Source organism: Streptomyces tateyamensis (genome assembly GCF_003205575.1).
In the GTDB taxonomy this organism is placed as follows: Bacteria; Actinomycetota; Actinomycetes; order Streptomycetales; family Streptomycetaceae; genus Kitasatospora; species Kitasatospora tateyamensis.
In genome coordinates this window covers 126,025-139,166 of sequence record NZ_PYBW01000010.1, presented here as the reverse complement: position 1 = coordinate 139,166, position 13,142 = coordinate 126,025, and the positions used below count along the sequence as shown (strand labels likewise).

At 73.1% G+C, this 13,142-nt stretch carries 9 protein-coding genes; 1 reads left to right on the top strand and 8 read right to left on the bottom strand.

Translation table 11 applies throughout. The annotated features are described in order from the left end of the window. Positions 1-355 precede the first annotated feature (355 nt). From C7C46_RS02740 to rfbB, 8 genes are all read right to left on the bottom strand, one after another. Positions 356-1,609, bottom strand: a complete 1,254-nt coding sequence (locus C7C46_RS02740) for a TIGR02679 family protein (RefSeq protein WP_110665237.1) — start codon at positions 1,607-1,609, stop codon at positions 356-358. 14 nt (positions 1,610-1,623) lie between these two features. Then, on the bottom strand, positions 1,624-5,727 hold the full coding sequence (locus C7C46_RS02735; RefSeq protein WP_110665209.1) for a TIGR02680 family protein: 4,104 nt from the start codon (positions 5,725-5,727) through the stop codon (positions 1,624-1,626). Next, on the bottom strand, positions 5,724-6,998 hold the full coding sequence (locus C7C46_RS02730) for a TIGR02678 family protein (RefSeq protein WP_110665207.1): 1,275 nt from the start codon (positions 6,996-6,998) through the stop codon (positions 5,724-5,726). Before C7C46_RS02730 ends, C7C46_RS02735 begins: the two co-directional genes overlap by 4 nt. After that, on the bottom strand, positions 6,991-8,589 hold the full coding sequence (locus C7C46_RS02725; RefSeq protein WP_110665205.1) for a TIGR02677 family protein: 1,599 nt from the start codon (positions 8,587-8,589) through the stop codon (positions 6,991-6,993). Before C7C46_RS02725 ends, C7C46_RS02730 begins: the two co-directional genes overlap by 8 nt. 159 nt (positions 8,590-8,748) lie before the next feature. After that, entirely contained in the window at positions 8,749-9,207 is a 459-nt protein-coding gene (locus C7C46_RS02720; protein WP_110665203.1) for a PIN domain-containing protein, read from the bottom strand. After that, positions 9,204-9,470, bottom strand: coding sequence for an AbrB/MazE/SpoVT family DNA-binding domain-containing protein (locus C7C46_RS02715; protein ID WP_146258970.1), 267 nt, complete (start codon positions 9,468-9,470; stop codon positions 9,204-9,206). Before C7C46_RS02715 ends, C7C46_RS02720 begins: the two co-directional genes overlap by 4 nt. A gap of 423 nt (positions 9,471-9,893) precedes the next feature. Then, on the bottom strand, positions 9,894-10,706 hold the full coding sequence (nshR, locus tag C7C46_RS02710) for an NshR/TsnR family 23S rRNA methyltransferase (RefSeq protein ID WP_110665198.1): 813 nt from the start codon (positions 10,704-10,706) through the stop codon (positions 9,894-9,896). Positions 10,707-10,716: 10 nt separating this feature from the next. Then, positions 10,717-11,688, bottom strand: coding sequence for a dTDP-glucose 4,6-dehydratase (gene rfbB / locus C7C46_RS02705; protein WP_110665196.1), 972 nt, complete (start codon positions 11,686-11,688; stop codon positions 10,717-10,719). Positions 11,689-11,856: 168 nt separating this feature from the next. On the opposite strand from rfbB, the gene aroA reads away from it, so the two are divergent. Next, on the top strand, positions 11,857-13,098 hold the full coding sequence (gene aroA, locus C7C46_RS02700; protein ID WP_110665194.1) for a 3-phosphoshikimate 1-carboxyvinyltransferase: 1,242 nt from the start codon (positions 11,857-11,859) through the stop codon (positions 13,096-13,098). Positions 13,099-13,142 lie beyond the last annotated feature (44 nt).

Sequence of the window (13,142 nt, the reverse complement as noted above, 5' to 3'; positions counted from 1 at the left end):
CTCAGCTGCGGAACTCAGGACCATGGGAATCGGGAAAATCGGACACCCGGACTCTATGCATCGCAATGCGTAGGTCGCCGGTTCGTTGAAGTCACCGAATCCCCGGGAAACCATCTTGACCTGGGGTTTTGTCGAGGAGGGCAAGTCGGGCTCTGTGCTGGCAGAGGGTTTCGGTGGACAGCCGGTGGACGAGCGTGCATCGAGGGTGCGGATGGATGGTCGTGAGCGGGCGCGTCGTTCTTGGATGGGTTGTCCGTCATCGACAAGTGAGGGGTCGGCTGTCCGCGATCTCTCAACCTGAAAACTGACCGCTGAACGGCGGATCAACGGTGACCCGTTCGGTAGCCAGTTCCGGCTATGCAGTCTGCCGACGGAGGTCGGTGAGTAGCTGGTCGAGCAGGTGCTCCTCCTCGACGCGGACGGTGTGCTCGGTGATGGCCGGGGCGAGGCCCGGGTCCCAGGGGGTGGGGGCTGGGGTGCCGGTGGTGAGCGGGGTGCCGAGGCCGCGTTCGATGGCGGTGAGGTAGGAAGCGCTGTCGTAGCGCCAGGGGAAAGAGCCGGGGAGGCGGAGGACGCCGGTGGCGATGCGGATACCGCCCCAGTCGAAGTCGCCGTGGTACGCGAGCCGGCAGCCCTGGTCGGCGAGGTGACCGAGCAAGGTGCGGGCGGCGACGGACAGTTGGCCTTCGACGCACACCAGTGGCGGGCAGTCGGAGCCCAGTTCGTCGGCGGCGGCCGCGAGGACGGCGGGGTTCTCGCAGACGTGTACCGTGCGCTCGGCGAGGTCGAGCTCGGGCAGCTGTCGGGTGAGCTGGCGCAAGGTCAGCAGGCAGGGTTCGCCGCCTTCGCGGGCTGCGGCGAGGATGCGCCCGGTGGTGTTGGTGGTGGAACCGGGCAGGCCGAGGACGAGGACGCGGGAGGAGAGTTCGTCCAGGGCCACGCCGACGGCCGCCCAGGCCGCCCGGCGGCCTTCGGCGCCGCTGGGCAGCTCGGTGGCGGCCAGGGCGCGGACGGCGGAGTGGACGAGCGCGGTGAGCGGACGGCCCTGGTCCAGGGCGTGGGCGTCGCCGAGGGTGCGGGCGGCGAGGACGGGCAGCGTGAGTCCATCGGCGGGGAGCTGGGCGAGGACCCGTACGGCGTCGGCGGCCAGTCGGCGGGCGGCGTCGGGGTCGCCGCCCGCGAGCCGTCTGAGGAGGCCGGTGGCCGCCACCTTGGCCCGCCAGGAGGCGAGTTCGGGCCGCTCGATGACGGCGGGGTGCTCGAGCTCGGAAAGCACGCGCTGCCAGGCGGTGGCCAGGGCAGCGTCCTGTGCACGCTTGTCGGTGACCGGGCCGGTGAGCGCCACCACGGCCGCGGCGAGCCCGTCCGGGCAGGCGCCGCTGGCCCGGAGCGTGCGGTCGACGGCGGCCAGCGAGACGGACAGTGACCGGCCGGGGCGCGGGGACCGGCCCAGCAGGCGGGCGACGGCCGCCCGTGCGGCGTCGTCGGCCTCGGCCAGGGAGACCGTGCCGTCGAGCGGCTGCCCGGCTTCCAGGCGTCGGCGGGTGCGGTCGAGGAGCCAGGCGAGCTCGGGCGCGCCGAGCAGACGCTGGAGGCGGGGGAGGTCCATCGGGAGGCCCATCGTCAGACGAACAGCCCTTCCTGACGTTGCGGCGGAACCTCGCCGTCGGTCACCAGGGTGCGGTGCCGGCCGTCCCACTCCCAGCGGGTGACCAGGACGGCGGTGATCTCGTCGACGCGGGAGAGCTGGGCGATGGCGAGGCCCGGGACCTGCGGGTAGCAGCCCCACTCCCGTTCTGAGGTCATCACCACGTCCAGGTCGAAGGCGGTGAGCAGCCCGAGCGACTTGGCCCGGGAGTCGTCGTCGACGCCCGCGAACGCCTCGTCCAGGGTGACCAGGCGCGGTGCGTGCGGGTTGCCGGCGGAGGCGTAGTGCGAGGACGCGGCGGCGAACAGCGGCAGGGAGACGGAGAGCACCCGCTCGCCGCCGGAGGCCGGGCCGGTGGCGGACTGCCACCTGCCGTGCTGGTGGCGCTCGATGCCGAACTCGTGCCAGGAGCGGTAGTCCAGAGCGGTGGTGAGGTGTTCGAGCCATGTGCCGGCGGGGTTGTCGGTGCGGGCGCGGTCGATCTGGGCCTGGAGGAACTCGCCGAGGGCGGTGCGGTCGGCGGCGGTCCAGGCATCGGAGGACTGGCGCAGCAGGCGGTCGCGGGCGGCGGTCAGGCCGCCGGGCGCGTTGCGGGCGGGGCGCCAGACCAGGCGGAGCAGCATGCCGGTGCTGGTCGGGCGGTCCTTCAGTTCCTCGTTCATCTTCAGCACCTGGTGCTCGGCGGCGCTGACGAGTTCCTGGAGGGTTCCGGCCACCTCGGTGATCAGGTGGTTCTCCAGGATCTCCTGCTCGCGGGCGGAGAGCAGCTGCTGGCGGTCGGCCACCTCGGAGGTGAGGGCGCCGGAGAGCGCGGGGACGGAGCGTTCCCGGCCCTGGAAGACGACGTCGACGACCAGGCCGTCGTCCATCAAGCGGGCGGCGGCCGTGTGCCCGTGGCGGGCCAGGGCGTCGGAGAGGTCCTTGAGCTCTTCGGTGATTCTGCGCTGCACGCGCTCCCAGGCCGGGTCGGAGTCGTCGACGGACTCCAGCTCGCGCTCGACGGCGCGGGCGAGCCGGACGGCCGGCTCGGGAGCCCAGGAGTCGGAGGCATGCTCGATCTCGGGCAGGGCGACAGCGAGCAGGCCGGTAGCGGCGAAGCGGCGCAGCGCGTCGATCGCCTCCTCCCGGGTACGGACAGTGTCCTCGATCTCACCGCGTACCCGGGCGCGCAGGGCGTCGGCGGCGGCCTGGCGGCCGGTGGCGGCGTTCTGCTCACGGCGGGTGGCGCGCTCGGCCTCCTCGCAGTCGCGCAGGGCGGCCTTGACCTCGTCGAGTTGGCGTTGCAGCTCGGCGACGGCCGCGCCCACGGTGGCCTTGAGCGTCTCGTGGCGCTCACCGGCCGCGACGGCCTCCCGGGCCGCCGCGCGGGAGCGCTCGGCGAGTTCGGCGGCGTGCTCGGCGGCGCGGGTGTGGTCGGCCTCCTCGGTGGCCAGCGCGGTACGGGCCGCGCGGGTCTCGCGCACGGCCGGCCAGAGTGCCGCCAGGGCCTCACGGTAGGAGCCGAGCGCCTCGCGGATGCCGCGCAAGCCGGTGCTGCTGGTCGGCAGCCCCAACTCGTCGGCGATGGTCTGGAGTTCTTCCGCCGCCCGGTCGGCGTCGGCGGCGGCGTCGGCGGCGGCCCGGTCGGCGGCGGCGCGGCGCTCGGCGGCTCGGGTGTGCTCCTGCTGGGCCGCCGCGACTCCGGCCTGGGCGGCCCGCAGGGTGGAGTCGTCCGGCAGCGCGGCCTGCTCCGCCACGAGGGTGCGTGCGTCGGCCGCCAGGCTCTCGGACCGGGCCGACAGGTCCTGCAACCGCTCAGCGAGGCGGTCGAGTTCGGCGTTGACGGCGGCGATCCGGGCGCGCCTGGCCTGTTCGCGGGTGCTCTCGCCCAGGTACTCGGCGGTCGGCTTGGACCAGGCGCCGGTGAGTGCGCCGAGACGGAAGCGACCGTCCAGGCCCACCCAGCTGCCGGTGTCCGGGAGATCGTCGTCCGCGTCGAGCAGGCCGATCCCGCTCAGCAGCCGCGAGACCAGTTCGTCCGGCAGGGCGGCGGCGGCCGGGTCGGCGCGGTCGACCGCCGGGCGCAGGACGCCGGCCAGCGAGCGTCCGGCCGCTCGCGGGCCGGCCGTCAGCAGGGTGTCCCAGGTGCCGGCGGCGGTCAGTGCGCCGTCCGGGCCGACCCAGGCGTCGAGCAGACCGGACGCCTCCATGGCGGCCTCCAGCCCAGCGGTCTGGTGGTCCGGCAGGTGATCCGTGAAGTCGACCAGGCGCCAGAGCGGCGCGCCCGGCCGGTCCTGCCGGGCCTGGGGGGAGCGGGTGTGCGGCGCCTGCGGACCTCGCTGGCCGCCGGAGCTCAACTCCGCGAGTTCGGCGCGCAGTTCTTCCGCGCGGGTGTGAAGCTCCCGCTGCTGGAGCTCCAGTGCGGCCCGCCGGGAGGCGAGTTCGGCGCCGACTGCGGAGGCGGTCTGCTGCGCCGCCGTACGGGAGGGGTCAGGTCCGCTCAACGTCTCGACCCACTGGGCGAGTTCGTCGAGCATGCCCCCGGGGTCGGCGGGGCGCAGCAGCGTGCAGGAGGCGAAGTAGGCGCGCGCGGCTGAGAGGTAGTCCCGGCCTGTCTGTGCGGCGTTCTCCTCGGCCTCGGCCCGCAGGTCGGCCCGGCGGGTCAGGTCCTCGTCGGCATCCGCCAACTGCCGCCTGGTCCGGTCGAGTTCCCGCATCGACTCCTGAGCGGCGGCCAGCTGCTCCTCGACCAGGACGACCGAACGCAGCCGCCGGTCGGTGAACTCGGCGGAGCTCCGCTGCGCGGCCTCGGGCGGCTCCCCCGCCGCGAGCGGGCGGCTGACCCGGTCGATGTGCTCCCGCTCCACTCCGGCGGCCGTAGCCGCCTCTCCGGCCCTGGCCATGGCGGCGTCCTGCGCCCGGTCGGCGGCCTCGGAACGCGAGCGCGCCGCGCCGAGCCGGGTGACGTACCGGGTCAGCTCACCCTCGGCGCGGGTGCGGTCCGCCTCGGCGCGTTCGGCGTCCCGGGCGGTGCGTCCGGCGAGGTCGGCGGCCTGCTCCAGCTCGCGGGCGCTGCGCATCTCCGGGCCGGCCCGCAGCGCCTCGTCCCGAGCCCGCAGGCCGGAGCGCAGCTGGTCCAGCTCCTCCAGCCGGGCCTCGGCCGCCTCCAGTGCCACCCCTGCCGCCGCGAAGTCCTGCTCGGCAGTGTTCAGTTCGGTCCGCAGTGCCTCGTAGCGGGAGTGCTGCGCCCGGGGCGCGCGGGCCTTGCGTCGCGCGGCCACCCGGGCGTACCGGCGGTAGTGCTCCAGGAAGCCGGTGGCGGCGCGCTCGGCGGCCACCATGGCCGCCAGCTGCTCCTTCTCCTCGTCCAGCGAGCGGAACGCCTCGGCGACATCCGCGACCACGGCCTGGTCCATCGGCGGCAGCGACTCGGTGAGCGCCTGCGAGAGCGCCTTCTCGCTGGGCCGCTTGGACAGCTGCGGTTGGCGCAGCTGGACCAGCAGGTCGACCAGGGCCGCATAGCGCTGCTCGCCGAGGCCGAACAAGGCCTCGTCCACCGCCCGGCGGTACGCCCGCGCCGAGTCGTACACCAGGCCGCGCCCGTCCAGCGCCTCGGCCAGCCGGTCGCGGGTGACCGCGGCGCCGGTGGAGTCCAGCAGCCGCAGCTCGGGGCCGATCCGTCGGTCGGTGACGAAGTACCAGTGCCGGGCGATGCCCCGACCGCTGACCGCCTTGAGGCCGCAGCCCAGGGTGGTGTAGTGCGCGGTGCCGTCCTCGTCCAGGCGGCCGAACTCGATCCAGGTGTAGCCGAGCCGTTCGGGGTGCGGGTGCTCGCCGCCGAGCAGGAGGTTCCACTCCATGCGCTTCTTCGGGTCGGCGTCCGGCTCGACCCGGTGCGGGGAGAGGTCGCCGTCCAGCAGGAAGGGCAGGGTCAGGGCGAGCACCTTGGACTTGCCGGTGCCGTTGTTGCCGCGGAACAGCAAGCGGCCGTCGCGGAAGTGGAACTCCTCGACGTCGTAGTAGAAGAGGTCGACCAGGCCGACCCGCAGCGGCTGCCAGCGGGTGCGGCCGGGGGACGGCAGCGCGACAGTCGGGTTCATCGGGTCCTTTTGCCCTTCGTGCTCTTCGCGGACTTCTGGGTGCTCTTCCGGGGAGCGCTCTGGCCCGGCTCCAACAGGATCGTCTCGCCGACCCGGTAGCGGTCCAGCGCCGGGCGGGGACGGACGGCGGGAGTGTCGTCCGGAGTCGCCGCGCGCTCCAGCAGCCCGAGCGCGACCAGCCGTTCGACGGCCTGTTCGGTCAGCTCGGTCTCGGCGCCGGGGGTGGTCGCGCTGCGCCGCCAGAACCCGGCGTGCTCCAGCGCCCAGCCCGCCACCTGGCGGTGCAGCTCGGCGAGCGGGACGGTACCGCCCTTCCCGGCCAGGTACTCGGCGAGCAGGAGTGCCACATGGCCGTCGGTGCCCTGCTCCGGCATCCGGAGATCCGTCAGGTCGTCGTCCGGGTCCACCATGGCGATGCCCTCGGCGCGCACCTCCGGTACCAGCCCGGTGAGTTCACTGATCCGGCGGGTCAACGCACCGCGCTGGGAAGCGAGATAGGCGCTCTCGGCCTCCGACAGCCCGTCGGCGTACAGCACCGGATCGTCCAGCAGCCGCCGGGTCAGCGTGTGCCGCAGCGCCCGGTTGCGCAGCTCGTCGCTGTCCGGCAGTACCTCGGCGTTGAGTTCGGCCAGCCGCTCGGCGAAGCCGCCGGCGCGTACGGTGCTCGGGCCGCGCCGGGACACCAGCAGCCCGGCCAGCACCCGGCGGTCCACGTCGTACAGGGCGTCACCGGCCGACTTGAGGAACGCGTCCTCGTCGCCGGCGACCTTGGCCAGCACACCCCACTCCAGCAGCAGCCGGACCACCGCCACCAGGTCGGTGCGCTGCTCGCGGTCGGAGAGCGTGAAGTCGATTCCCGCTGCCCCCAGCGCCGGGTCCGCCGCCGCGAGGACCACCTGCTCGGCCAGCCGCCCCAGCGCGATCTGGTGCTCGGCACGTTCCAGCACCGCCAGGCACAGGCAGACCACGACGTAGCGCCGCCGGGAGAACGGGAGTCCGGTGCGCTGGTCCCGTGCCGGGTGGGTCGGATCGCTGTCCCGGCCCGGAATGCGGCGCAGCCGTGCCACCTCGGAGTCCACCAGCAGAGCCCAGCCGGTGTTCCGCTCGAACCAGGTGCGCAGTTCGGCCGCGTGCTGCCGGACCAGGCGGAACTCCTCGGAGTGGGGACCGCCCGCGCGCAGCAGCGGCCGGCGCAGCAGTGCCCGTGCGGCCCGGCGGAACTCCTCCGCCCGCTGCGCGGCGAGGACGTCGCCCAGGCGGTTGTCACTCATGGCCCGCTCCCGCGCGGTCGGTGGTGAGGTCGACGATCTCGACCAGGTGCTGCGGACCCCGCAGGACGCCGTCGAGGGTGTGGATCTCGGCAGTCCCTCCGCCGGGGAGGCTGGTCAACCTGATCTCCATCGTCCCGTCGTTGGTGGTGGTGGACACCGACTCCGTGCCCGGCCGCCACTTCGCCAGGGCGTCGCCGAGTAGTTGAAGGAATAGTCGGAAGGAATCCCGGTCCAACTCGTCGAGGTCGCTCAACCGGACCTCTCCCCGGGTGGCCAGCCGGGCCCGGGCAGCGGCGGCCTGCTCGGCCTGCTTGCGTGCCAGCTCGGCCAGGTACGCCTTGGCCTCGGCGCGGTCCTGCACCGCCCTGGCCCGGCCGCGCCGCTCGTAGGAACCGGTCCGGCGCAGTTGCGGGCTGATCCGCACGCCCGGTGCGTCGTACCAGGACGCGGAAGCCGGCACCGGCTCGGCGTCCCGTTCGGCGAGCGCCTCCTGGTCGATGGTCAGATGACGTGCCGAGTACAGCCCGAACGCAGACCGCCACAGTCGGTGGCGCGAGTTGTCGTCAGGCGCCTCGGCGAACCACCGGGCCAGCTCCCGGAAGTCGGCCGAGCGGTCCGACCGGCCGGCCCGGCGTTCGTTCAACGCCTGGACGACGGCGAGTAGTTGGGGAATCGCCTGGCGGGCGGCCGAGCGCAGGAGCTTGGCCTGGGAGTTGCGCCCCGGCACGCTCAGGAACCACGCCCGCAGGCCCTCCCAGCGCCCCTCCCAGCGGCGTTCGGCGGCGGCCAGGGCCTCGGCAGCGGCGTCCGGGGCCGCGTCGGAGGCCTCGCGCTCGGCGGCCAGCCGCAGCAGCGGCCCGACCGGGCCTGCCTGGGGCGTGCCCAACTCAGTCAGCAGACCGGCGATCTCGGCTCCCCGGGTGACAAGGTCCTCGATGAACCGCTCCAGGTACTCGATCAGCCGCTGCTTGTAGGCGAGGAACACCTCGACCTCGGCCTCGTGCAGGTCGACCGTCCGTTGCAGCGAGTTCATGAACGCCCGCGCGTTCTCCGCCAGGCCCGAGAAGCGGTCCACCAGTGCCAGCAGCGACAGGTGCACCACGGCCGGGTCGGGTCCGGGCTGCCCGGCCAGCGCCAACAGCGCCCGCAGCTGCACCGTGATGTCCGCCAGCGCGACCGCCTGCAGCTCACCGCGCCGGCCGAGCGCCGCGTCGTACGCGGCCAGCGCCTCCTCGGCGGCCTCGCCTGCGCGGGTGAGCTGGTAGATGTGGCGGGCGCGGTAGAAGTCCTCCAGCGCGGTGACCCGGCTGGTGTCCGGGTCGGCCCGCAGGTTACCCCACCTGGCGAGCCGCTCCAACGCGGTCGCCACCCCTTCGAGCGGCGGACGCCCTTCCGGTGGCAGCCCCAGATGTACGTCCTCCGGGCGCAGATGGACGGTGAACTCCTGCTTGGCCCGGACGAACGCCCCCATCACCTGGCGGTAGAGGGCGCAGTGCTCGGTAGTGAGGTGGGCGAACGGCTGGTACGGCCCGTCACCGCGGCCGGTGTCCCCGACCGGCGAATTCGCTTGCGGGTCGGCGATGCTGGTCATGCGGACCATTGTGTCGCACGGCCGAGTGCGCTCGGTCGGCTTGGCCGAATCGGACGGCTCCGTGGCCTGGGCTGCCGTACCATGCCGTTTGCTCCAGCCGCTGCCGCACAGGAGGCCGATGGCGCAACGGCTGACCGCCCGCCGCCAACTCGGCCGTGTTCAGCGGATGCAGGTCGTCTTGACGGTGAATCCGCCGATGAGGTGCTCGATGACCGACCAGGCCCGGTCGGTGGTCAGGACTGGGAGACCGTGACGTTCGGCGACGGCGATGCACAGCGAATCGGCGGTGGACAGGGTGCCTGGCTTGGCGGTGCGGATGTGGCGGAGATCTTCGTCGGTCCAGCGGGAGCGGGCGGTGTACGAGAAGTGGCGGAGCTCGGAGGCTCGGACCGCGTCGGCGCTGGTGAGGTCCTCCACGAGGATGAGTCCCGTGCCGACAAGGTCCTCCGCCATGCGCCGGGGAGAACTGGGGTGTCCGTACGCCTGCGCACGGCGAAGGATCTCGGTGAGGCATACCGTGGGCAGCAGGGAGCCGTCGAGGACCTTCTCCACCTGATCGGCCCCGGTCTCGTCGGCCATCCAGGCGAGCACTGCGCCGGCGTCGAGGATGTGGGTCACGCGGCGTCGCGCTCCTGATCCTCGTAGGCCTCGGCCCGGTCGTCGGCCGAGAGGTCCGTGCCGGCGGGCAGGCGGAACTTCAGTCGGCGCTTGATGTCGTCCGTAGTCTCGATGATCACTCCTCCGTGCTCGAGCACACGCAGGTGGACACGCGCGCCCTCCTGCATGTGTGCGGCCCGCTGGATGGCCACGGGGAGGATGATGCGTCCGCGATGCCCCACAGTGGTGGTGGCTTCCACCGGATGCTCATGTGTGACACTCATGGCTCATAGGTTACCTCTCGCGATGATGGTGCGCACTACTGCATTCTGCGCACCTGGATGGTACTGGCGACTCGCCAGAGCCTGGCGTCTCCACTGCGCCTCCGAATGAGCTGTGGAGAGGCTACAAATTCCCCGGGCCTGCCTTCGACATCGGGGCACGGGGCGCCCGGTGGACAGCCGGTGGACGGATGCCTTGGGACGGTGCAGTACGAGATAACCCGGCCCAACCTGCCGCATGTGCTCTGATCAGGAAGAACGACATCAGACGGCACCACGCAACACGATCCCGGATGATCTCGTAATGCGTAGGTCATGGGTTCGAATCCCATAGGCGGCTCACCAGTCGAAGGCCCGGTCAGGAATCCTGACCGGGCCTTCGTCGTGTGTCGCCCCGCTGACGGTGTGTTGGTGGGGCTGAGTTGATCAGCGCTGCGGGAGGTTCCGCGCCAGGCGTTCGTGGAGGGCGATGCCGGCGGCGACGGAGACGTTGAGGGACTCCGCGGCGGGGTTGATGGGGATGGCGACGGTGTCGGCGGCCAGGGACTCGAAGGGGGTGGAGGCGCCGGTCTTCTCGCTGCCGAAGAGGAGGGCCAGGCGCTGGTCGAGGGTGCGCAGGTCGGCGGTGGTCAGGGTGCCGTGGGCGTCGAAGGAGACCAGGCGCAGGCCGGCGGTGCGGAAGTGGGCCAGTGCTTCCTCGCGGGAGGTCAGCACGATCGGCAGCGAGAAGACGTAGCCGCGGCTGGCCCGGACCAGGCGGCGGTCGGCGATCGTGGTCAGGTCGCTGTCGATCAGCACGATGCCGGCCGCGCCGAGGGCGAAGGCGGTGCGCACGATGGCGCCGATGTTGCCGACGATCTTCACGCCGTCCAGCACGATCAGGTCGGCGGTGCTGCCGGCCAGGTCGGCGAAGGTGCGCGGGCGCGGCACCTTGGCGATGCCGAACTGCTTGGGGCGCTTGTCGGTCTTGAAGAGCTGGTTGACCAGGGCGGTCTCGATCAGCCGCACCGCGATGCCGCGCTCGCGGCAGGCGGCGAGCAGCGAGGGCGGGAACTCGGCGGTGTCGATCCCGTAGACCTCGGCGAACTCCAGGCCGGCCCGGATGCACTGCTCCAGTGGCTCCGCGTCCTCGATCAGCGCGGTCTTCACGACGGCCCGCGAGTGCTTGGTGACGTCGGCGATCCGCTGGATGGCCGGGTCGGACTTGGAGCTGATCACGTCGAGCGAAGCGCTGGTCATGCAGCGGATTTTAGTCGACTCGGGGACGCCACCAGTGCTCGTGCTCGCGGTACCACGCCACGGTGTCCGCCAGCCCGGCCTCGAAGGGCACCTCGGGGCGGTAGCCGAGCGCCCGCAGCTTGGTGTCGTCGAGCGAGTAGCGGCGGTCGTGCGCCGGGCGGTCGGCCACCGGGCGCACCGCCGACCAGTCGGCGCCGCACTGGTCGAGCAGCCGGGCGGTGAGCTGACGGTTGGTCAGTTCGGTGGTCCCGGCGATGTGGTAGACCTCACCGGGTGCGCCGTGGTCCAGTGCCACCTGCAGGCCCCGGCAGTGGTCGTCCACGTGGATCCAGTCCCGCACGTTCAGCCCGTCCCCGTAGAGCGGGACCTGGCGGCCGCGCAGCAGGTTGGTGACGAACAGCGGGACGACCTTCTCGGGGTACTGGTACGGGCCGTAGTTGTTGCCGCACCGGGTGATGGTCAGGTTCAAACCGTGGGTGCGGGCGTAGGCCAGCGCCAGCAGGTCGGCGGCGGCCTTGCTCGCGGCGTAGGGGGAGTTCGGGTCCAGCGGCGCGTCCTCGCGCCAACTGCCCTGCGCGATCGAGCCGTAGACCTCGTCGGTGGAGACCTGCAGGAGGCGCGGCAGGCCGGTCTCCAGGGCGGCCTGGAGCAGGGTCTGGGTGCCCAGCACGTTGGTGGTGACGAACGGGGCGGCGCCGGTGATCGAGCGGTCCACGTGGGTCTCGGCGGCCAGGTGGACGACCGCGTCCACCCCTGGCAGCAGCTCGGCCAGCAGCGCGGCGTCGGTGACCGAGCCGTGCACGAAGCGCAGCCGCGGATCGGCGGCGACCGGGGCCAGGTTGGCGCGGTTCCCGGCGTAGCTGAGGCTGTCGAGCACGGTGAGTGCGGTCAGGCGGGCGCCGGCCGGCTCGGCGCCGCCGAGCAGCCGCCGCACGTACGCGCTGCCGATGAACCCGGCGCCGCCGGTGACCAGGAGGTGCATGGTTCGCAGTGTGCCAGGACGGGGAACGACCGTCGTACTGACGGAGAGTCACCAGGCGTCGTTCCAGTATGCGAATATCGCGCGTCGCTTCGTGGTCGCACCGGCTAGCGTGATCGACGCCGGCCGCCGCACCCGGCTCTCCGTGCCCCACGCCAGCAAGGAGCCGCCATGACGACCACCACCCAGCCGCTGCTCGCCGAGATCCCCGGTTCGAAGAGCATCACCAACCGCGCCCTGCTGCTCGCAGCGGCCGCCGAGGGCACCAGCCTGCTCACCCGGCCGCTGGTCAGCGAGGACACCGTGGCCTTCCGGGACGGTCTGCGCGCCCTGGGCGTCGCGGTCACCGAGCACCCCGAGGGCTGGCGGGTGCGGGGTCTCGGGCGCGGGCCGGGCGGGCGGGCCGAGGTCTGGTGCGCGGACGCGGGCACCGCCGCGCGGTTCCTGCCGGTGCTGGCTGCCGCCGGCTCCGGCGAGTTCGCCTTCGACGGCTCCGAGCAGCTGCGGGCCCGTCCGCTCGGCCCGCTGACCGCGGCGCTCGAGCTGCTCGGCGCCCAGGTGCTGACGGCCGAGGGCGGCGGGCTGCCGCTGCGGGTGCGCACCCGCGGACTGCGCGGCGGCCAGCTGGTGGTGGACTCCACGACCAGCAGCCAGTACCTGACCGGTCTGCTGCTGGCCGCGCCGCTGATGGAGCGCCGGCTCAGCGTGCACGCCCCGGGCCTGGTCTCCAAGCCGTACATCGACCTGACGGTGGCGCTGATGCGCACGTTCGGCGGACAGGTCGCCGTCGGTCCGGACGGTCTGATCCAGGCCGGCCCCGGCGGCTACCGGGCCTGCGACCTGCGGATCGAGCCGGACGCCTCGACCGCCTCCTACGTCTTCGCGGCCGCGGCGGTGACCGGCCGCTCGGTCACCGTGCCCGGGCTCGGCAGCGCCGGCCTGCAGGGCGACCTGCGCTTCGTCGAGGTGCTGCGGACGGCCGGGGCCGAGGTGGAGATCGGGGCCGAGGCCACCACGGTGACCGGGGCCGGGCAGCTGCGCGGCGGCTTCGAGGTGGACATGGGCGATATCTCGGACACCTTCATGACGCTGGCCGCGATCGCCCCGCTGGCCGACGCCCCGATCACGGTGCGCGGCATCGGGCACACCCGGTTCAAGGAGTCCGACCGGATCGCCGCGACGGCCCAGAACCTGCGCCGGCTCGGGGTCGAGGTGGCGGACGGGCCGGACTGGCTGACCGTCACGCCGGGCCCGGTCCGGCCCGGGCTGGTGCGCTGCCACCGCGACCACCGGATCGCGATGGCCTTCTCGGTGCTGGGCCTGCGCGTCCCGGGGATCGAGCTGGACGACCCGGCCTGCGTCGGCAAGACCTTCCCGGACTTCCACCAGGAGTTCGGCCGGCTCTTCGGCTGAGCGGTGCACCGGTGGCCGCGCGGGGCGGCCACCGGTGGCAGCTG

Bases quoted from the DNA above. Each gene is read 5' to 3' on its own strand.
- nshR (WP_110665198.1), bottom strand. From the start codon at position 10,706: ATGACCAGCGCTTCGCTCGACGTGATCAGCTCCAAGTCCGACCCGGCC.
- C7C46_RS02715 (WP_146258970.1), bottom strand. From the start codon at position 9,470: ATGAGTGTCACACATGAGCATCCGGTGGAAGCCACCACCACTGTGGGG.
- aroA (WP_110665194.1), top strand. From the start codon at position 11,857: ATGACGACCACCACCCAGCCGCTGCTCGCCGAGATCCCCGGTTCGAAG.
- C7C46_RS02740 (WP_110665237.1), bottom strand. From the start codon at position 1,609: ATGGACCTCCCCCGCCTCCAGCGTCTGCTCGGCGCGCCCGAGCTCGCC.
- C7C46_RS02730 (WP_110665207.1), bottom strand. From the start codon at position 6,998: ATGAGTGACAACCGCCTGGGCGACGTCCTCGCCGCGCAGCGGGCGGAG.
- C7C46_RS02735 (WP_110665209.1), bottom strand. From the start codon at position 5,727: ATGAACCCGACTGTCGCGCTGCCGTCCCCCGGCCGCACCCGCTGGCAG.
- C7C46_RS02725 (WP_110665205.1), bottom strand. From the start codon at position 8,589: ATGACCAGCATCGCCGACCCGCAAGCGAATTCGCCGGTCGGGGACACC.
- rfbB (WP_110665196.1), bottom strand. From the start codon at position 11,688: ATGCACCTCCTGGTCACCGGCGGCGCCGGGTTCATCGGCAGCGCGTAC.